This is a genomic window from Variovorax paradoxus, assembly GCF_009498455.1.
Lineage (GTDB): Bacteria > Pseudomonadota > Gammaproteobacteria > Burkholderiales > Burkholderiaceae_C > Variovorax > Variovorax paradoxus_H.
The window spans coordinates 162,191-182,384 of record NZ_CP045644.1 but is presented as its reverse complement, the minus strand read 5'-3'; the positions used below and the strand labels follow the sequence as shown (position 1 = coordinate 182,384).

The 20,194-nt window shown below is 58.8% G+C and carries 17 protein-coding genes; 12 read left to right on the top strand and 5 right to left on the bottom strand.

Going from position 1 to position 20,194, the window contains the following annotated elements; translation table 11 throughout:
* The first annotated feature begins 2 nt into the window (after positions 1-2).
* From GFK26_RS00790 to GFK26_RS00745, 10 genes are all read left to right on the top strand, one after another.
* Positions 3-1,205 carry a glycosyltransferase gene (locus GFK26_RS00790; RefSeq protein ID WP_153280429.1) on the top strand — a complete coding sequence of 401 codons (1,203 nt, stop codon included), beginning with the start codon at positions 3-5 and terminating at the stop codon, positions 1,203-1,205.
* A gap of 19 nt (positions 1,206-1,224) precedes the next feature.
* On the top strand, positions 1,225-2,361 hold the full coding sequence (locus GFK26_RS00785; protein WP_228121862.1) for a glycosyltransferase family 4 protein: 1,137 nt from the start codon (positions 1,225-1,227) through the stop codon (positions 2,359-2,361).
* Positions 2,362-2,417: 56 nt separating this feature from the next.
* Positions 2,418-3,461 carry a polysaccharide biosynthesis protein gene (locus GFK26_RS00780; RefSeq protein ID WP_153280427.1) on the top strand — a complete coding sequence of 348 codons (1,044 nt, stop codon included), beginning with the start codon at positions 2,418-2,420 and terminating at the stop codon, positions 3,459-3,461.
* 4 nt (positions 3,462-3,465) lie between these two features.
* Positions 3,466-4,593 carry a UDP-2-acetamido-2,6-beta-L-arabino-hexul-4-ose reductase gene (wbjC, locus tag GFK26_RS00775; RefSeq protein ID WP_153280426.1) on the top strand — a complete coding sequence of 376 codons (1,128 nt, stop codon included), beginning with the start codon at positions 3,466-3,468 and terminating at the stop codon, positions 4,591-4,593.
* Between the two features lie 25 nt (positions 4,594-4,618).
* On the top strand, positions 4,619-5,755 hold the full coding sequence (gene wecB, locus GFK26_RS00770) for a non-hydrolyzing UDP-N-acetylglucosamine 2-epimerase (RefSeq protein WP_153280425.1): 1,137 nt from the start codon (positions 4,619-4,621) through the stop codon (positions 5,753-5,755).
* Between the two features lie 7 nt (positions 5,756-5,762).
* Entirely contained in the window at positions 5,763-7,016 is a 1,254-nt protein-coding gene (locus tag GFK26_RS00765; protein WP_153280424.1) for a glycosyltransferase family 4 protein, read from the top strand.
* Positions 7,013-7,972 (top strand): UDP-glucose 4-epimerase family protein, encoded by a 960-nt coding sequence (locus GFK26_RS00760; protein WP_153285807.1) that lies wholly within the window; start codon positions 7,013-7,015, stop codon positions 7,970-7,972. The genes GFK26_RS00765 and GFK26_RS00760 overlap by 4 nt, the downstream gene beginning before the upstream one ends.
* Entirely contained in the window at positions 7,956-8,516 is a 561-nt protein-coding gene (locus GFK26_RS00755) for a sugar transferase (protein ID WP_153280423.1), read from the top strand. The genes GFK26_RS00760 and GFK26_RS00755 overlap by 17 nt, the downstream gene beginning before the upstream one ends.
* Before the next feature lie 14 nt (positions 8,517-8,530).
* A complete protein-coding gene (locus GFK26_RS00750) occupies positions 8,531-9,109 on the top strand; it encodes an acetyltransferase (protein ID WP_228121861.1) in 579 nt (192 codons plus the stop codon).
* A 134-nt stretch (positions 9,110-9,243) separates the two neighbouring features.
* Complete coding sequence (locus GFK26_RS00745) at positions 9,244-9,510, top strand: VanZ family protein (protein ID WP_153285806.1); 267 nt, start codon at positions 9,244-9,246, stop codon at positions 9,508-9,510.
* Positions 9,511-9,579: 69 nt separating this feature from the next.
* On the opposite strand, the gene GFK26_RS00740 is transcribed toward GFK26_RS00745, so the two are convergent.
* Both GFK26_RS00740 and GFK26_RS00735 read right to left on the bottom strand, forming a co-directional pair.
* Entirely contained in the window at positions 9,580-11,841 is a 2,262-nt protein-coding gene (locus GFK26_RS00740) for a polysaccharide biosynthesis tyrosine autokinase (RefSeq protein WP_153280421.1), read from the bottom strand.
* Positions 11,838-12,272 carry a low molecular weight protein-tyrosine-phosphatase gene (locus tag GFK26_RS00735; RefSeq protein WP_153280420.1) on the bottom strand — a complete coding sequence of 145 codons (435 nt, stop codon included), beginning with the start codon at positions 12,270-12,272 and terminating at the stop codon, positions 11,838-11,840. The genes GFK26_RS00740 and GFK26_RS00735 overlap by 4 nt, the downstream gene beginning before the upstream one ends.
* 452 nt (positions 12,273-12,724) lie before the next feature.
* On the opposite strand from GFK26_RS00735, the gene GFK26_RS00730 reads away from it, so the two are divergent.
* Positions 12,725-14,731: a polysaccharide biosynthesis protein gene (locus GFK26_RS00730; RefSeq protein ID WP_153280419.1), complete on the top strand. Its 2,007-nt coding sequence runs from the start codon at positions 12,725-12,727 to the stop codon at positions 14,729-14,731.
* Positions 14,732-14,831: 100 nt separating this feature from the next.
* Here GFK26_RS00730 and GFK26_RS00725 read toward each other — a convergent pair whose 3' ends face one another.
* From GFK26_RS00725 to GFK26_RS00715, 3 genes are all read right to left on the bottom strand, one after another.
* Positions 14,832-17,891 (bottom strand): YjbH domain-containing protein, encoded by a 3,060-nt coding sequence (locus GFK26_RS00725; RefSeq protein WP_153285805.1) that lies wholly within the window; start codon positions 17,889-17,891, stop codon positions 14,832-14,834.
* Positions 17,888-18,505 (bottom strand): YjbF family lipoprotein, encoded by a 618-nt coding sequence (locus GFK26_RS00720; RefSeq protein ID WP_194274000.1) that lies wholly within the window; start codon positions 18,503-18,505, stop codon positions 17,888-17,890. Before GFK26_RS00720 ends, GFK26_RS00725 begins: the two co-directional genes overlap by 4 nt.
* Before the next feature lie 134 nt (positions 18,506-18,639).
* Positions 18,640-18,948 carry a hypothetical protein gene (locus GFK26_RS00715; RefSeq protein ID WP_153280417.1) on the bottom strand — a complete coding sequence of 103 codons (309 nt, stop codon included), beginning with the start codon at positions 18,946-18,948 and terminating at the stop codon, positions 18,640-18,642.
* A 480-nt stretch (positions 18,949-19,428) separates the two neighbouring features.
* Here GFK26_RS00715 and GFK26_RS00710 point away from each other — a divergent pair, with 480 nt between their 5' ends.
* The gene (locus GFK26_RS00710; protein WP_228121859.1) at positions 19,429-20,190 is read left to right on the top strand and encodes a response regulator transcription factor; all 762 of its coding nucleotides are present in this window, start codon (positions 19,429-19,431) and stop codon (positions 20,188-20,190) included.
* Positions 20,191-20,194: the final 4 nt, after the last annotated feature.

Sequence of the window (20,194 nt, the reverse complement as noted above, 5' to 3'; positions counted from 1 at the left end):
AAATGAATTCTCCCAAAAAGGAAGATAGAGTGCTTTATACAGGCGCATTTAGATTTCCGAACGGCGATGCGGCTGCTTCTCGGGTTTATGGCGTTGGGCTGCTATTTAAGAATGCCGGCTTCAAAGTTGATTTCGCAGGCTGGGAGCAATCAAGCACAAAAAATGGTTATTACACGTATAACGGGCACGATTGTTATTCTCAGTCTGAATTCAGAACAAGAGAATTGAATGGGGCTTCGCGATTATTTGGATTTTTTTTTCGTGGGATCAAAACCATAAAATGGCTTTGGCATCATCGGAAATATAGCGTAATTGTGCTATATAATCCGCCCGCATTTTTTTCCTTGGGAGTGTTGTTGCTATGCCGGTTTTTTGGGATCAAAGCCGTCTTGGACAGCACTGAGTGGTTTGCGGCAAATCACCTTCCCGGCGGTCGATACGGGCCCGCAGCCTTTGAAAATTGGTTGAGAATGCATGTTGTGTACAAGTTTTTTGATCATGCTATTTGTATAAGCGAATTTTTGGCGCAGCACTATAAAAAAAGAAATATTGTAAATATTCCTCCTCTTTTGCTCGATCGAAGAAAAATCGTTAGCAGGCCAACAATAAAGAGTTGTATTGGCTTCGTGTATGCCGGAAATGCGGGGAAAAAAGATAAGCTGCACTCGTTTATTCTGGCGCTGCCAAAGTTGGCGCAAGGACTAAATAAGCCTGTCGTTTTGCATGTGGCCGGTTTAACGTGGGATGCCCTGGCTGCCGATATTAAATCAAATGGAGTTGATCCAGAAATCTATAAGCCTTTTGTGGAGTGCTATGGTCGTCTGAGCGCCGTGGAGGTTGAAAGGCTGTATGGGGCGAGTAATTTTTCAATACTTTTTCGAGAAAACGAGCGCTACGCCGTAGCTGGATTTCCCACAAAAGCTGTTGAGAGTTGGAGCTTCGGATGTCCCATTGTTATGAATCCTGTTGGTGATGTGGCGGATATCGCGACCGACATGAAAGATGCAATTTTTGTGGCCGAAGGAAGTATTTTTCCCTTGTTGCTAAGGAAGATTGAATTGATTGCTGATGATGCTGCCTATGAGCAGATGTCAATAAATAGCAGGTTGTTGGCGGAAGAAAAATTTTCTATAAGCGCACACCAGCCAAGGTTTGATGAATTTTTAAATAAAGTTTTTCATTTTGATAAAAATGACAGGCAATAAAGATGAAAAGGGAGTGGTCGTGGCCATCGATGCCTCGCGGAACCGCTCGGGCGGCGCGAGAGCGCATTTGCTAGGTATTCTCAAAGCGGGCGATCCCCGGATTCGCGGCATTGCTGCTATACATGTTTGGTCATATAAGCAGTTGCTGGATGCTATCCCTGATGCCCCTTGGCTGATAAAACACTCACCTCCGGAATTGGATAAATCCCTTTTTCGACAAATTTGGTGGCAGTACAAGAAGTTTTCGCGCGAAATCCGAGATGCTGGCTGTGACATTCTATTGAGCACAGGCGCGGGAACGTTTTGCCAATTCTCTCCTTCGATAGTTATGAGTCGAGACATGCTTTCATTTGAAGGCAAAGAGATGCAACGGTATTCTTTGTTTTCGTTTGCCCGCTGGCGACTTCAATTGTTAAAGCACTTGCAGATAAGCTCGATGCGGCGCGCGGCAGCGGTGATTTTTTTAACGAAATATGCATCGACTACAATTCAAAAGTTCACGGGAAATTTAAAGAAATTTGTTGTCATACCGCATGGAATTGGTGAAGAATTTAGAGCGCGCCCTAGCCTTTTGATTGGTGAATCACAGGAAGGTATTCGGTGTCTCTATGTTTCGAATACCGATTTGTACAAACACCAGTGGCACGTAGTCGGCGCGGTTTCGCGGTTACGGAAAGCGGGTTATCCGATCTTTTTGGATTTGGTCGGAGGCGGTTTGGGCAGGGGGAGGGTACTGCTCGATAAAGCAATTTCCGCAGAAGACCCGGAGGGGGAGTTTGTCAAATTGTTTGATTCGGCGCCACACGCGAAGATTCCGTATTATTTGAAAAAGGCAAATATATTTATATTCGCCTCCAGTTGCGAAAATATGCCTAATACGCTCGTTGAGGCAATGGCGGCAGGCTTACCTATCGCCTGTTCCGACCGCGGGCCTATGCCGGAAATATTGCAAGACGCTGGGCTGTATTTTGATCCTGAAAATGAAGAGAGTATTCGAGTTGCGATTGAAAAAATGATCTCTAGTGATTCTCTGAGAAACTCACTGGCGAAAAAGGCTGAATACCTCTCGAAGCAATATTCGTGGACTAGATGTGCGGCTGAAACGTGGGGGTTTATTTTTGAAGTTGGGCGTGCTGTGAAAAAAACCGTTCCATAAGAAAATAATTCCTGCGCGCGTAGATTTTGGTTTTAAGATAGTAAAGGTTGTATTTTATGTTTAAGGATAAAATTCTCCTGATCACCGGTGGAACTGGTTCTTTTGGGAATGCGGTTTTACGCCGGTTTTTGAATTCAGGCTTGCGAGAAATTCGGATTTTTAGTCGCGATGAAAAAAAACAAGATGATATGCGCAAGCGTCACAATCATCGCGAACTCAAGTTTTATATTGGTGATGTTCGGGATTCACGAAGTGTCGATGCAGCCATGCGTGGGGTGGACTATGTCTTTCATGCGGCAGCTCTCAAACAAGTGCCTTCTTGCGAATTTCACCCAATGCAAGCAGTACGCACCAACGTACTCGGCACCGAGAATGTTCTAGAAGCCGCGATTGCGGCAGGCGTAAAACGCGTCGTATGTCTTAGCACCGATAAGGCTGTGTACCCCATCAACGCCATGGGCATTAGCAAGGCCATGATGGAAAAGGTGATGGTTGCTGCCAGCCGGAATCTCGAAAGCACGAACACGATTATTTCCGGCACCCGCTACGGCAACGTCATGGCGTCGCGTGGCTCGGTCATTCCGCTGTTTGTTGAGCAAGTCTTGGCAGGTAAGCCCATCACCGTGACTGACCCGTCCATGACCCGTTTCATGATGACGCTGGAAGATGCTGTTGAGCTGGTGCTGCATGCCTTCGAGCACGGCAACAACGGCGACATCTTTGTGCAGAAGGCGCCCGCCGCCACGGTGCAGGTTCTCACGCAAGCCATCTTGGAATTGATGGGCAAGCTCGATCACGAAGTGCGCGAAATCGGCACACGCCATGGCGAGAAGCTCTATGAAGCTCTGCTGAGCCGCGAAGAAATGGCCTGCGCCGAAGACCAGGGCGATTACTACCGCGTGCCGCCTGACGGCCGCGACCTGAACTACGCGAAGTATGTGGAGCAGGGCGAGAAGCGCATTACTCAAAGTTCGCACGGCGAAGACTACAACTCGCACAACACCACCCGCCTCGATGTCGAAGGCATGAAGAAGCTACTGCTCAAGCTCGACTTCATGAAGCGCATCGCACGGGGTGAATCCGCCGTGGCAGAGGGATAAAGCGGTGAAGGTGTTGATTACCGGCGCCGGCGGTTTCGTGGGCAAGAATCTGCAGCTGCATCTGGCCGAGCGCAAGGACGTGCAGGTGGTCTGCTTCACCCGCGACCACAGCGTGGAGCAACTGCCGGCGCTGTTGGAGGGCATGGACTTCGTGTTCCACCTCGCAGGCGTCAACCGCCCGCAAGACCCGCAGGAATTCGCCACCGGCAACGCGGAGCTCACGCAGAGCCTCTGCCACGCCGTCGGCGACATCGCGAAGGCAACTGGCAAGAAGGTGCCGATCGTCTACACGTCGTCCACGCAAGCGGGCCGCGACAACCCGTACGGCAACAGCAAGCGCGGCGCGGAAGAAGCGCTGCAGGCCGCAGCCGCCAGCCACGGCATTCCGGTCCACGTCTTCCGTTTGCCCAACGTGTTCGGCAAGTGGTGCCGGCCCAACTACAACTCGGCCGTGGCCACCTTCTGCCACAACATTGCGCGCGACCTCCCGATCCAGGTCAATGACCCGGCAGCGCCAGTCACGCTGGTGTATGTCGACGATGTCATCGAGCGTTTCGTCCAGCTCATGGATGGCGCCGACGCCACCGTGGACGCAGACGGTTTCGCGACGGTCACGCCGCAATACACCACCACGGTGGGCGAGCTGGCCCGGCAGATCCAGTCGTTCAAGGACAGCCGCAACACGCTCATGACCGATCGCGTAGGAACGGGCTTGGTGCGCGCGCTCTATTCGACCTACGTCAGCTACCTGCCGCCCGAGTCGTTTGCCTACACCGTGCCGCAGCACGGGGACGCGCGCGGCGTGTTCGTCGAAATGCTCAAGACACCGGACGCCGGCCAGTTCTCGTTTTTTACCGCGCATGCGGGCATCACGCGGGGTGGCCACTACCACCATAGCAAGACCGAGAAGTTCCTCGTCATCAAGGGGCAGGCGCGCTTCAAGTTCCGGCACATGCACACTGGTGAAACCCATGAGCTGCTGACCTCGGGCGACAAGTCTGAAATCGTCGAAACCGTCCCCGGCTGGACGCACGACATCACCAACATCGGCACCGAAGAAATGGTTGTGATGCTCTGGGCCAACGAGGTGTTCGATCGTGCGCGGCCAGACACCTTCGCTTGCCCGCTGTAGTTGCTCGGCTTTGGATCCATCTCCCATGAAAAAACTCAAAGTCATGACCGTGGTCGGCACCCGACCCGAAATCATCCGCCTGTCGCGTGTGCTGGCCCGGCTCGACGAGCACTGCGACCACGTGCTGGTGCATACCGGCCAGAACTACGACTACGAACTCAACCAGGTCTTCTTCGACGACCTGGGCGTGCGCAGGCCCGATCACTTCCTGAACAGCGCAGCCAACGCCACGAGCGCGGCGCACACCATCGGCAACCTCATCATCGCAGTGGATCAGGTGTTGGGCGAGGTGCAGCCCGAGGCCATGCTGGTCCTGGGCGACACCAACAGCTGCCTCTCGGTCATTCCCGCCAAGCGCCGCAAGATTCCGATCTTTCACATGGAAGCTGGCAACCGTTGCTTCGACCAGCGCGTACCCGAAGAAACTAACCGCCGCATCGTGGACCACACAGCGGACGTCAACCTGACCTACAGCACCATCGCGCGCGACTACCTGTTGCGCGAGGGGCTGCCGCCTGATCTGGTCATCAAGACAGGCAGCCCGATGTTCGAGGTGTTGACGCACTATCGCGCGCGCATTGAGGCGTCCGACGTACTGGAGCGCCTGGGCTTGCAGGCCGCGCAGTACTTCGTGGTCAGTGCGCATCGCGAGGAGAACATCGAGTCGCCGCAGTCCTTTGGCAAGCTCGTGGCGGTACTGAATGCCGTGGCCGAAGACCATGGTCTGCCGGTCATTGTGTCAACACACCCGCGCACGCAGAAACGCATCGACGCGACCGGCGCACGCTTTCATCCGCAGGTGCGCCTGTTGAAGCCGCTGGGCTTTCACGACTATGTGAAGCTGCAGCTTTCGGCACGCGCCACTTTGTCCGACAGCGGCACGATCAACGAAGAGTCGTCGATCCTGAATTTCCCGGCGCTCAACCTGCGCGAGGCCCACGAGCGGCCCGAAGGCATGGAAGAAGCGGCCGTGATGATGGTGGGCCTTGAGGTAGACCGTGTGCGCCAGGGGCTGGCCATTCTGGAGAGCCAGCCGAGAGGCGAGGCGCGCGGCCTGCGCCAGGTGGCTGACTACAGCATGCCCAACGTGTCAGACAAGGTGCTGCGCATCGTTCACAGCTACACCGACTATGTGAACCGCGTGGTCTGGAAGAAGTACTGAAGTCACTATGCGGTTGCTCGTCGTCTCCCAGTACTTCTGGCCGGAAAACTTCAGGATCAATGATCTTGTCGCCGAATTCGTGCGGCGTGGTCATCAAGTCACTGTGCTGACTGGTGTGCCCAACTACCCCGACGGCAAAGTGTTCCCCGCGTACCGCAATGCCCCCGAGATGTTCGCGCGCTATGAAGGAGCGGAGGTCGTCCGGGTGCCCATGTCTGCGCGTGGAAAGGGAGGCATCCGTTTGATGCTGAACTTTGCGACCTTCGCAATCAGTGCCTCCGTGCTTGGGTTGTGGAAGCTGCGAGGGCGCGACTTTGACGCGGTCCTCGCCTATGAGCCATCGCCCATCACGGTCGGCGTACCTGCAGTTGCATTGCGAGCGGTAAAGCGGGCACCGCTGGCTTTCTGGGTTCTTGACCTCTGGCCCGAGACGCTGGAAGCCATTGGCGTGGTTCGTTCGCCTTTCATCCTGCGTTCAGTGGGCCGGCTCGTGTCGTTTATCTACAAGCGCTGTGACCTGATCCTGGCGCAGTCGAAGAGCTTTGTGCCCCAAATCAGGAAGTACGCGGGCGAAAGCGCCCGAGTCGAATACTTCCCCAGTTGGGCCGAGATGCTGTTCGATGTAGAGCAAGCGGTTGCGGCGCCTGAGGTGCAGGTCCAAGCGGAGAGCTTCGATGTGATGTTCGCTGGAAACATCGGCGATGCCCAAGATTTTCCGGCGATCCTCGCAGCGGCGGAAATTCTCAAGGAACACCGGACCATCCGTTGGTTGATCGTCGGTGACGGCCGAATGGCGCAATGGGTGACCGATGAGATCCAGCGGCGCGGCTTGCAAAAGTGCGTCCATATGCTGGGACGACATCCGGTGGAGCGAATGTCCTCGTTCTTCAAACATGCTGACGCATTGCTCGTCAGCCTGAAGAACGAGCCGATCTTCTCGATGACCATTCCTGGCAAGCTCCAGTCGTATCTGGCCGCGGGCGTGCCCGTATTGGCGATGCTGAATGGCGAAGGTGCCGACGTGGTAAAAAAAGCTGCGGCCGGTTTGACTTGCAACGCGGGGGATCACAAGGAGCTTGCCAAGTCGGTTCTGGATCTCTCGAGAAAATCGGCTGAAGAACGCAAGGCAATGGGCGCGAATGGCCTTGCGTTGAGCGCCAGCGAATTCGAGCGCGGCTCGCTGATCAACCGATTGGAAGGATGGCTTCAGTCGCTGTCCTTCCCCGCCTCGGCCACAAAAAAACAAAGCGAGGCAAGATGATCTTGGTAACAGGAGCGACGGGTTTTGTAGGCACTGCGCTGGTTGCGCGGCTGCTCTCTGATGGCCTACCTGTACGCGCGGCGATTCGCCGTGAACCCGCGCTCGAGAAGTTCAAGGTCGAAACCGCGATGGTTGGCGACCTCAGTGCGGAAACCGACTGGCGAGAAGCCATCGCCAATGTCGACGCAGTGATCCATACCGCCGCCCGTGTCCATGTGATGTCGGATGGTGCGAGCGATCCACTGATGGAATATCGGCGCACGAATCTTCACGGAACGTTGCGACTGGCGCGGCAAGCCGCAGAGGCAGGGGTGCGACGCTTTGTCTTCGTAAGCTCCATCAAAGCCAACGGAGAAGCAACGCGGATTGGCAGTGCTTTTTCGGCGGATGGGCCGACAGCTCCGGTGGATCCATACGGCATTTCCAAACTGGAAGCGGAGCAGGCCTTGCGAGAGCTCGCAACGCAAACCGGAATGGAAGTGGTGATCGTTCGTCCGCCACTCGTGTACGGCCCAGGCGTCAAGGCGAACTTCCGCACGATGATGAACATCGTCGCGCGTCGAATTCCATTGCCGCTCGGAGGCGTTACCGGCAATCGCAGAAGCATGGTGTCGCTCGACAACTTGGCGGATCTGTTGACCGCTTGCGTGCACCACCCCGCAGCGGGCAATCAGACTTTTCTGGTTTCGGACGGTGAAGATCTTTCAACCGCACAGTTGTTGGAACGTTTGGGGCAAGCCATGGGAAAGCCTGCGCGACTGCTCCCTGTTCCGGCGAACTGGCTGGAGCGAGGCGCTTCGATGTTGGGTCGAGCCCATGTCGCACAACGACTCTGTGGCTCGTTGCAAGTCGACATTTCCAAGACGACCGAATTGTTGGGGTGGACGCCTCCCATGACCATTGACGAGGGCTTGAAAAGGACTGCAGAAGGATATTGGCGTGAAGCGTCTGTTTGATTTGTTTTTGACATTGTGCGCGGGGGCAGTGTTGCTGTTGCCCGTCATGATCGTGGCGATAGCAGTACGCCTTACCTCTCGCGGGCCTGCTCTCTACTGGTCTGATCGGATCGGCCGCGATAACCGCATTTTCAAGATGCCCAAGTTCCGTAGCATGCGTGTCGGTACGCCGGCAGTAGCTACGCATTTATTGTCCGACCCCAGGGTGTATCTGACGCCTATCGGCTCTTTTCTGCGCAAAAGCAGTCTCGACGAACTGCCGCAACTCTGGAGCATCTTGCTCGGGGACATGAGTTTTGTGGGGCCCCGACCAGCGCTCTTCAATCAGCAGGATCTGATCGATCTGCGGACGCAGCATGGTGTGGATGTATTGGTGCCGGGCCTGACGGGCTGGGCGCAGGTGAATGGACGCGATGAATTACCTATCCCTGCCAAGGTCCAGCTCGATATCGAATATCTTCAGCGTCGCTCGTTCTGGTTTGATATCCGCATCCTATGGCTTACCTTCGTCAAGGTGCTGAGGCGCGAAGGTGTAACGCACTGAATATGGGAGAGCAGTTGAAAAAGCGCTTGCTGATCATTGGGGCGGGCGGTCATGGACGTTCCGTTGCTGAGGCCGCATTGCTCGGGCAGGACTATGCATTGACGGCATTTCTGGATGATGCGACCAAGCCAGAGCAGCATCATTTGTGGGGCTGCCCGGTCTGGGGCACAACGGCAATGCTGGCCGACTGCCGTGGCCGAATCGATACGGTGATTGTGGCGATCGGCAATAACGCATTGCGCGAAGCCCTGCATCAGCAAGTAAAGGCGCAGGGATTGACGCTGGCGATGGTGGTTCATCCGGCAGCCATGGTGTCGCCCACAGCCACCATCGGGGAGGGCAGTGCAATCATGGCCGGCGCTATCGTCGGAACCGGGGCTCAGCTGGGAGAGGGCGTGATCGTCAACTGTGGCGCCGTTGTCGATCATGACTGCGTGGTGGAGTCATTTGGCCATCTCGGTGTCCATGCGGGCATGGCGGGGGGCAGCGTGCTCGGACGCTCAGCGTGGATGCCCGTGGGCTCAGCGCTCGCTTATGGGGTGAGGGTTCCTGCAGGGCGCGTGCTGCGAGCGGGCGAAGTGGTCGATGCCTGAGGTGGTCTCCGTGCGACCCGAGTCCGAAAGAGCGTAGGCAGGTGAAGTCGAAGCTCGCGTTGCTATCCGCTTGGGCTTTCTGGGCCTGTATTTATGCGATTCTTGTGCTATCGCTCGCGCCTCCTTCGACCCCCATGCCCAGCACCGGCTGGGACAAGAGCAATCATGTCCTGGCCTTTGCAACATTGGCCTTCCTGGCACACAAGGCGTGGCCGGGGCGCTTATGGCTGTTGCTGCCTAGCTTGCTGGCCTACGGTGCACTCATCGAGATATTGCAGTCTTTCACGCCTGATCGATACGCTGAATGGAGCGACCTTTGGGCAGATGGCCTAGGGCTGCTTGTTGGGGAAATTTTCGCGCGGCTGACGTGGTGGCTGGCTCAGCGACAAATCGGTCGCTGATTCTCCTGCCTTGCGGAAGCTCGCTGAAGAGCCCCGATGGAGAGCGGCTCCCTTGCCGCGTCCCGCTAATTATTCCGAGGCTACTCCAGCTTCTTTGTACTTGTATTCGGTGTAGCGATAGCCACCGTACTTGTAGCCATAGCTGCCATAGTGCCTGCGCGAGAGGTCCATGCCATTGAAGACCACGCCGTTGACTTGCTGGCCAGCATGCGCAAGGCGCTTGACGCTCTCCTTCAGCTCACCCAATTGAGTCAGATTGTCGCGGGCAACCAGCAGCACGACACCTGCATGTGCAGCGACCGCTGCAGCATCGGCGGCCACCAGCACCGGCGGGCTGTCGATCACGACCAAGTCGTAGCGTTCCGAAAATGCATCCAGCAACTCTCGCAGTGTTGACGACAGCATCATGTTGGCTGGGTTGAACGGGTAGGCGCCCGTTGTAAGGACGTCGAGATTAGGGACCACCTGAGCATGGATCGCCTGCTCGGGTGTCATGTCGCCTGCCAACACATCCGCCAAGCCGCCCTTGCGCGGCAGCCCGAAGGCCTTTTGAAGATGCCCCTTTCGCAGGTCGGCGTCGATCAGCAATACGCGTTTGCCGGCCTGCGCCATGATGACCGCGAAATTGCCGGAGACAAAACTCTTTCCCACGCCAGGCGTTGCGCCGGTGATGAGCACGCGGTTGTTGCCGGTCTCCATTAAAGTCAGTTGCAGAGAAACACGCAGATTGCGCAGACTTTCGATGGCAAGGCTCTCGGGAGAGGTCACCGCCAGCAATTGCACGCCCTTAGCGCCACCGGCGATGTGCTCCAGTATCGTTTCCTGTTCGAGAGCCAATGGCACCACGGAATAGACATTGAGGGCGAGACGGTCCTCGATTTCTTGCGGATTCTGGATACCGTTTGAAAGCTTGCTCCGAAGGATGGCAATTGCAACGCCAGCCAGCAAACCTAGCACCAAAGACAATGCGACGATCAACGGTTTCTGTGGTTTGACCGCTTTTCTTGGCTCTACCGCCGTGTCAAGCAACCGCACGTTGCCGATTTTGCCTTCCTTCACAAGACGTAGTTGCAGTGAGCTATTGAGCAGCGATTTGTAAAGTTCGCCGTTGACGCGCACATCCCGTTCGAGCCGCAGTGCGTCGCGTTGGACGGCCGGCATGGCGCTGACGCGGGTCTCAAGGCCATCCATCTCATGGCGGATGGCCGCGATCTGGCCGTCGATCATTTGGACCTTGGGATTGCTCTCGGTGAAGCGCGAGAGCAATTCGCGTCGCAACTGCTGCGATTCCAACAGCTTGGTCTGCAACTGCACTGACATGCTCAGAGCAGCCTTGGCCTCTTCATCAAAGGCGACCGTGCCGTTCTGGTTGCGAAAGCGTGCATATGCGTCTTCCGAGTCTTCGAGCTGCCGCTTGAACTCAGGCAATTGTTTATCAAGAAATTCGATGGTTTTTTCGGCTTCGGCGGCTTTGCGCTCAACGTTCTGGCGAACGTATTGAGCCCCGATTTCGTTGAGTGTGCTCCGCAGGCGTTCACGGTCGCTGTCTTCGAGCGAAACACTGATCACGTTCGACTGTTTACCCTGCTCCCCCAGTTGGAGGCGCCGTTGAAGATTCTCAGTCGTGGTGAGCAACGATGCACGTGAGACTAGAAATTCGGCCCCTGGTTTGCCTTCGAGTCGCGATACCACCAAGGTGATGGCTCCTTCGGGAAGCTGCTGGTTGAGCACCTTGCCGACAGTGCCGGTCAATGATTCGGCAAGATCGGGATGGCTCAGCGTGTATTGGCCACTGGCCAGCGTGGTAATCGTGAAGGGCTGCTGGTCTTCGAACGTGGAAGGTACGTCGAACTTGGCAATGCTGACCGTTTCGGTTCCAGAAACGTAGCCTCCCACGCCAAGAAAGCCTGGGCTCGATAGTTCCTTGGCACGTCTGGAGAGCCATTCGCCGATGAACGGCAAGTATCGGGGCCTCGCATCTACGTAAAGCTGCTTTGCCTCGATAGCGCCGCCAATGACCATTCGCGAACGAATGATCTGGATTTCGCCTGTGGACGGCGTCTTCACATCGAAGAGGTTCGCGGTGTCGCCGAGAAAGTTCTTGGCGTCTGGGGCGGAGTCTTCAACCTGAATCAGGAGGTTGGACTGATAGATCGGGGTGGTCAGGAGCGCATAGGCCGTACCGATGACGAGGGCGACGGCGGTAACGCCTGCCACCAGCCACTTTCGGTCGAGCAAGATATCGAAGTACTCGGACAGATGAATTGCATCGTTGTCATCGTCGCGCGCGAGTGCTGCGGAAGGAGCCGAAGTGGAAGCAGAAGAAGTCATGAGAGTTTGCGAATGCGTTCGGCCCAGGCTTGGGCGCCGTCAGCGATGAGTTGCAGGGCGTGCTCGAAGGCCGGACGGCCCATGCGATAAGGATCGGGAATGTCAACGCGTGCGACTTCGCCCAAGCGAAACAGCTTGCCCCGGGTTAACGGATGGCGCTGCCCGATGTGAATCCGCTGGGCTTCGTCCATCGCAAGAATGAGGTCTGCCTGTTGGCACATCTGCCCTGTAAGTTGGCGTGCCCGGTGGGCCTCGATGTCGATGCCACGTTCGGCCATGAGTTTGCGTGCAATCGGATCTGCCGGGTGCCCGACCAGGGCTCCGGTCCCCGCTGACGTGACTTGAACCTGCGGCAATGCTGCAGCGATCAATGCTTCACCCATCGGGCTACGGCAGATGTTGCCAATGCATACCACCAGAACAGATTTCATGAGACTTGGCTCCCTGCGAAGGCTTGTGCCTCTGTTGTCAGACTCAACGTATTGCGTGCCGCATGCTTCATGTCCGGCATGAAGCACATGTCATTCAGAAATGTCCTCGCCATTTGTCCTTCGTTGAGCGATTGAATCGCGCTATCTAAATAAAGAGAGACGAAGGATGGGTAGGCACGCCCTTGGCATTGTAGTCAGGGCATCGGCGCTCACTGCCTCGTGGCGTTGGTCAAGCCGCAGGCTTTCTGGCCTCAGATCGGTCATGGCTGCCAAAGGGACAGCTGCTTGAGGGGGCTGATCAGCGGCTCTATGACCAAAGTCATGTCGATGCAAAAGATACAAAAATGACATTATGAGTGTCGCGAATACCCTGAATTGGGGGGGAGGGTGGGTACCCTTCACGGACAATTGTTGCAGCGCGGCGCACTCCAAACGCCGCAGGAGTTTTCTGTGTGATCAATCGTTTGGCTACGCCCTTGCTTGCTTTGCCGCGCCCCTTGAAGCGCATGCTGGCTCTGGGGGTCGATGCAATGCTCTGCGTCCTGTGTGTCTGGTTGGCATTCAGCTTTCGTTTCGAGCAATGGGTGACGCCGCGTGGTGTTCAGTGGTCAGCCATCGCGGTCGCTGTAGCCCTTGCGCTTCCCCTCTTTGTGGTGTTTGGGCTCTACCGAGCCATCTTTCGATATGCAGGCACGGCTGCAGTCATGGCCATCGTGCGCGCGTGCGTATTGTTTGGCCTCGGCTATGCGTTGATCTTCTCGGTTGTCGGTGTGCGAGGAGTGCCGCGCACGGTCGGTTTGCTGGTGCCGTTGCTCTTGTTCTTGGCTATCGCCGGCTCGCGCATGTTTGCGCGCTATTGGTTGGGCGGTCTCTACATGAGCGCTCTGCAACGTAAGCAATTGCCTCAGGTTGTGATCTACGGTGCCGGTAGCGCGGGTTTGCAGCTGGCCGCAGCGTTGGCCCAAAGTCGGGACATGGTCGTCCGGGCTTTCGTTGACGATGACTCGCATCTCCAAGGCAACACGATCAACGGTCTGCGCATTCAGTCCTCCGATTGGCTCAGCGACAACGCTGCCAGTTGGGGCATCACAGACGTGCTCTTGGCGATGCCCTCGGCCAGTCGCGGACGCCGCGTTGAAATTCTGAACCAGTTGTTGCCATTGCATCTGCATGTACGCATGCTTCCGGGGTTGCTCGATCTGGCCAACGGCAAGGTCCAGGTCAATGATCTGGTCGAGGTCGACATCGAGGATTTGCTGGGGCGTGATCCGGTCGAGCCCGTGGCAGACCTGCTCCACAAGCACATCCGCGGCCAAGTGGTGCTAGTCACTGGCGCTGGTGGCTCCATCGGCAGTGAGTTGTGCCGGCAGATTGTTCAGCTGTCGCCTTCCACGCTGCTGCTCGTGGAATTGAGCGAGTACGCGCTCTATGGCATCCACCAGGAACTAGAGCAACTGGCACCGACCGTACGTGTTATCCCGTTGCTCGCTTCGGTATGCGATGCGGCGCGGCTGCGCGAAGTGATGCGCGCCTGGCGCCCTGACACGGTCTATCACGCGGCGGCATACAAGCATGTGCCGCTCGTCGAGCACAACCCGGCAGAGGGTGTGCGAAACAACGCGATAGGTACGCTCACAACGGCGCGGATCGCCATGGAGTGCAAGGTTCCCAACTTTGTCCTGATCAGCACCGACAAGGCCGTGCGGCCGACGAACATCATGGGGGCCAGCAAGCGCGTTGCCGAAATGGCATTGCAGGGGCTGGCGCAGCAGAGTTCGGACACCTGCTTCTCGATGGTCCGCTTCGGCAACGTCCTGGGCTCCAGCGGTTCTGTGGTGCCGTTGTTTCGCAAGCAGATCGAGGCGGGTGGCCCAATCACGCTCACGCATGCGGACATCACACGCTATTTCATGACCATTCCCGAAGCCGCCCAATTGGTGATTCAGGCGGGTGCGATGGCGCAGGGTGGCGATGTGTTCGTGCTCGACATGGGTGAACCGGTGCGGATCATTGATCTCGCCCGCCGGCTGGTAGAGCTTTCGGGGCGCACAGTCCGAGACGAGCATTCGCCGGATGGCGATATCGAGCTGCAGGTGACCGGGTTACGACCTGGCGAGAAGCTCTACGAAGAGCTCCTGATTGGTGACAGCGCGATGCCTACGGCGCATCCTCGTGTCATGAAGGCGCACGATCCCTGTCTGCCTTGGAATGAGCTCTGGCGCCAGTTCGAGACCCTGAACGCTGCACTCGAAAGCAGCGATGTGCCGATGCTGAAGCGGACGCTGACGCAGATGCTGCCCGGCTATCAGCCCCACGCGGAAGTGGTGGATTGGGTGCACATGGAGCGTCACCGCGTGCGTGACCGGCCCCTGTCGCTTGCAGCAGCGGCTGCCGGCGCCGCGCAAGTGGGCGAGGCCGATCAGCCGTCCGCGCCGAATCCAATTGCCGTGGCGATCTGATTCGATAGAGCCACTTCGTTATTTCCCGCCCCGACTCACCCGGGGTGACGCTGAGACCAAGAGCCCCGGATCGGGGCTCTTTTGTTTTCTGCGGCGTCGTCTACTGCGCTGCTCGCTTGAAGTCGAGGATGTTGTCCCCCGCCTTCGGCGCCTTATCGTCGGGTGAAGAGAAGCTGAAAGCCTTCGGGTCCCGTATCGACGTCATCTCGAAAAGCGGGTTGATCCGTCCCAGCTTGGCGCCACCATCCCGTATCAGCGGAGCCCAGGCAAAGTTCGCGGTGAACTTGCTCGAGCGTGGCAGCAATGCGTCGAAGGGGATAGACACGTAGATGCCCTTGTCGAAGCTGCCTTCGCCGAACTGTGCAGCGGACACATTGGTCTTGGTGGCCCAAGCGCCAATCGTCACGCCGTTGTCAAAGCGACGGCTGATGTCGAGCGTGACGCCGCGGTCGCCCGCAAGATATTGACCCGCGCTGATCCTGGCCTGCACGCCGTTCCAGCCGGTGTCCCAATAGAGCGTGGCGTGGCCGGTGTTGACCTTGTAATCGCGCAGACCCAAATCCTGGGCGAAGTCTCGCTGACGCACGTGGTTGACGTCGATGCCAAAGGCGAACTTGCTGCGCCACGGGCGGTAGAGCCACTCAGCACCCACGCCGGCGAACATCGACTCGAGGGCGCCGCCGTAAACGCTGTAGTACTGGTCTTCGTTCAGCCGGCCCACATGGGTCAGCTGAAACACCGGCATGGTGAACCGCTTGGTCGTTGCGTACTCGCGCTGGTAGGTTCGCACGCGGGGAAGGTTGCTGGGCGCCGTGTAGGTGAACTTGTCGAAGTTGTCGATCAAGCGCCAGTTCACCGCGGCATTCACCCACGTGCTTGGTGTGAAGCGGTACTCCGCCGTGGCCGAGACGCCCAGTTGATAGAGCAGGAAGGCATCGGGGCCGCCGAGGATCTGCGAGAAGCTCGGGGTCAGGCCGAAGGTGAGTTTTTCCGCGCGCCGCTCCCATGGCGCCATGGCCGACGTCTCGCCGGGCGATGCGCTGACGGCGGCTGTTACGTCGGCGGGGGCGCGCTGTGGCGCTGCCGGCACGTAGAGCCCATCTTCGGTCCGGCCGCGCGGCGGGGCGTAGTCACGCTGGTCCGTGGCGCGCAGTTCGGCTGGCGTCTGTGCCTGATAGTGCGCCGTCACCCACTCGCTGCGATCGACAACCTGCGTGTGCAGTGCCAATCCACGCTCGTTGTAATGAAGGATGAAGTGCTTGATCGACGCCGGAGCATCGCGATGCATGACGGCAATGACCTGCTGCACACGGGCCTCGCGGTACACCGTGTGACTTTCGGTGATCCAGACGTGCGCGCTGTCGCCTTGCGCCGCAATGCGCTGCACGGTCCATTCGGTGCGTGCCTGGATCTCCGCAGCGGTGGCGGCCCAACCGGGCGGATTGGCTGGCGCTTCCGGCGTGAAGCGGGGCGGCGGCGGGTCTGCGGGCTTGCTGGCCCGCATCTTCGCCATGTTGGTGGACAGGGTCAGGCCCACCATCACTTTGTTGCCGCGCTCCAGGCCGGCGGTGAAGGCGACGCCTGGCGAGTAGCGATATTCCAGGCCGATGTTGAAAGGCGAGCGCTGAACCTGATTGTTCTGCTGGGGCTCGTTCTTGTAATCGTTGCCCTCGTACTCGAGCTTGACGGTCAGCGGATCCCAGGGCGTGCGCCATTCGACGCCACCGAACAAGGAGGCTGGACCTCGGAAGAAGGCCTTGAAGTTGGCTTCACCGCCCGTTGCGGAGCTCACCGTGCGCGTTCTGAAACGATTGCTCAGGGCTAGCAAGGGGTTGCGGATGTTTCCGCTGTTGCCCAGATATCCCCAGCCGATGCCGAGGCTGAAGTCGAGGTCGCCGTAGCGCTTGTTGGCGACCAGGTACTCGGCGGAAAAAAGGCCGGTACCGCCCAGGTCGCGAAAGCCCAGTGCAACCTGAGGCGCATAGGCGGATTCGCGCAGCAGCCGCAGCTTCACGTCGATGCTCTTGTCCTTGTTGCTTTGGCCTGTGGTGCTGGCCTCATATGCGCGGTTGCTGATGGATGTGTAGCGAAAGCCGGCCTCCATCCAGTCCAGCGGCTGGAACATCACGTTCAGCCGCGTATAGGGTGACACGTGGCTGACCGACGTGCGGAAATCGCCGGCTTCGCCCATGCGTGCTGTCGGCGTTTGGAGCAGACCGGTTTCGCCCCAGTCGTTGCTGCTCGTGCGAGGTGCCTTGTATTGCGGGGCCGAAGCGTCGGAGCGCACGGAGATGATGCTCTCCGGTGGCACTGGCGGCAGGGCGGGCGTACTGATCGCGATGACCGGCTTGGCGGGCGCGAGCGCCGCGGTGGTTGCGCGCAGCGGTGCCGCCTGGGGTGAGGGGCCTTGCGTCGCCAAGAACTTGATGATGCCTTCCGACGCGTCGACCAGTTCGGTCATGCCGCGCGGTGCCGCCCAGATCCATGCGCCGGGCGCCGGTTCGTCGGAAGGGTGGCCATTCCAGGGGGCAATGCCCACGCGCGACGTCCGGCCGTCGGGCTGTGCAACCCATGCCCAATCGTGGGTGGACTTGGGCGCACAGGCGATGACGTAATCCCAGGCGGTTCGGCCGGCTTCGTGTGCCACATGGCAGAGTTCGCCATCGGGCCGTACGACCGCGATGGTTTTCAGTTGCGAAGGGGGTGCAACGAGCTGCTGTCCGGCCGACAGCAAGGGATCTTGATCCGGGTGCGCCTGCAACCAGCGAGGGTCCACAATGCCCAGCGCCACGCGGCCGGTGATCGGGAGGTTCTGTAGCCACGTGATGAGCTTCAGCCGATCGAGTTGCTCGGAGCGCGGTGCACGTCTGCTGGCGGCCTCGAGGCGCACGAGCAATGTGTTCTTCAGGAACTGCTGGGCTAGCCGCTCCTGCGGCACGCGCCATGCCAGCCCGGGTGCTGCGGTGTCCTCTGGTTGGCGCAGCAGCCAAGTGCTCAGTCGCTCGCCGGGCCGCACCTCGGCATCACTTGCGGGCTCGACCGTCGCTGTGTTCTGCGACGGCTCGGCCAGTGCGCCAAGACTCGCCATCAGCGCGCAGGCAAGGGCCGTCCGACGGGGCCAATGCGGGGGGCTGATGGCTTGCAGAAAGAGGGGGCTCATGTACCAGCGCGCGCCGCGGTGGCGGCTGCTGGTGCGGGGGGTGTCCACTGTTCGAAACTCATGCAGAGGTCGCGGGAAACACATTGCTCCGAATACACGACCTGGGGGGCGCCAGAAGCAAATGAAACGCCGAAGCGGGCGGGAGGAACGGAGGCTGTCGCAGGGCGGGACACGCTGCGTTCTTCGTACCAACGCAAGGAGTTGGCGGACGCGCCAGCAAGGGCGCTGTCGGCGGGAGGGACGATCGATGTACGCGCGATGTCGTCACGGATGCCGAAGCGATAGCCGGGCATCAGGTCGCGCTCTCGAACGTAGGTCTGCGTTGGGTTGGCTGTATGAGCTTGCCAGGCAGGCGGATTGGAGAGTCGAACGTCGCGCCAGTCGATGGACAAGCCAGTCGTGCCGACCAACTGGCCATTCAGGAGTCGGACGACTTCACCCGAGCCGCTGTACCAAACCTCGACGGGCCCTTCGGCGCGCTGATCGATGTAGCCGAGCACCATGAAAACGATGCGCCCATTGACGCTGGTTCTCAGGTATCGATAGCTGGGATTGAAATCGGGCTGGGCTGCTGCAGACTCACCGCGATAGAGCAGGCGAGCCGAATCCAGCATGGCCGAGGTTCCGGAGGAGCAACCGCCAACGCCCAAGCAAAACGTTGCCAAAAGGCAACGTTCTAAGAGTCGCGTGGCGGAAGCAACGCGCGGACTTTTCAGCGAATGCCCTCCTTTCAGGAGGGCAACCAGCATTAACGCGTGCCGGTAGTGCCCGTGCCGGTGGTGCCGGTGCCAGGGACGAAGAAGCCACCGCCGCCGTTGCCGTTGTTGCTGCTGCCAAGGGCAACCATCAGTGCGCCGGTGCCTGCAACAGCGCCCCATTGAACGGGGGTCAGGCCGCCAAGGCCAGCAGCGGTTGCGCTCGGAGCGCCAGCAGGGCCGGGTGCAAATGCGCGAGTGTTGTTGCTTGGGGTCGCAGGGGTAACCTGCGTTTGGGCGAAAGCCGACGAGATTGCCAGGGTGGCAAGGGCGACGGTAGCAACCAGTTTGTTCGTCTTCACAGTGATCCTCTCAAAGGGTTTTTTATGCTCTTGGGTCGAGGTTAGCAGCATCAGAAGTGTGCCGCAACTAATTCGGGCTTGAGGATGGGGCGTTTGCCACGACATCCGCGTAACCGCATATTGCCTCGATTTTTGATGGTGAATGTGACGGATGCATGTGTATCTCCATGCTACGTAACGTTCCGTCCAAAACGGCCGTAACGACGGCGAATTGGCGGGTGCTTTGGCAGGAGGGCTCCAGTCGTTGCCACCGGATTTCTTCAATGAAATCAATGCGCTGGCCCGAGCGCTATTGCTGCGAGTCGCTTGGTGGGCCCCAGGCATCGTTCCTGCAGTGTCCCGAAACGAAAGTTGACATTCAAGGTATGCCGCGGGGCACAACAAGGGGATATGCGTGATTCGATTGTCTGAGGGCGGGGTGGCGGAAGGTGTGCGGGTGTGCGCGGACGCGACAGATGGCGCGCGTGGAGGCGCCTGCTCATGATGAATCACCAATCCGTCAGCAGCGCGCATTCGGCGCCAGCACCCATCGAGCGATTGGCTGCCTCGGGCCGTGCCTTCTTCGGTGCGCTGATCGTCGAAGGCGACCTGATCCTGGCCGACCGCATGCGACGCCTCCTGTGCGACCTGGCGCCGGGTCGTCGCGTCGTGGTTGCCTCCACGCACGCGGAAGCGATCCATCTGCTGGCCGCGTTGCCCTACGACCTGGTGCTGGTCGACATGCACCTGACTGATGACGGCGGCGTCGCACTTCTGTCGCACCTGCGCCGCGCCTACCCGCAGATCGACGCCATCGCCATGTCGAAGAGCGACGACGGCCTGCTGGTCGAGGCTGCGATCTCGTCCGGGGCCTCCGGCTATCTGCTCACGAGCACCGACGATGCGGAACTCTCTTTCTTGCTGCGCTCGATTGAGCGTGGCGGTTCGCCGATCGATGCGCGTGTCGCGCGCCGCGTCCTCGGCTTGATTGCGGCGTCGGCGAAACCGGAGGGTGTCGAGTCCGCGCTGCGCGACGGCGACACGGTCTCGCCCCCGATGCCTGCTCCCGGGCTGCTGTCACCTCGGGAGCTCAATGTGCTGCGGCTGATCGCGCAAGGCTGGAGCAACCGGCAGATTGCCGAAGCGATCTGCCTCTCGATCAATACGGTCGAGTTCCACGCCAAGCGGATCTACCGCAAGCTGGCGGTCAAATCGCGGACACAGGCCGTTCGGCAGGCGACCCAATACGGGCTGCTGAGCTGAGCGC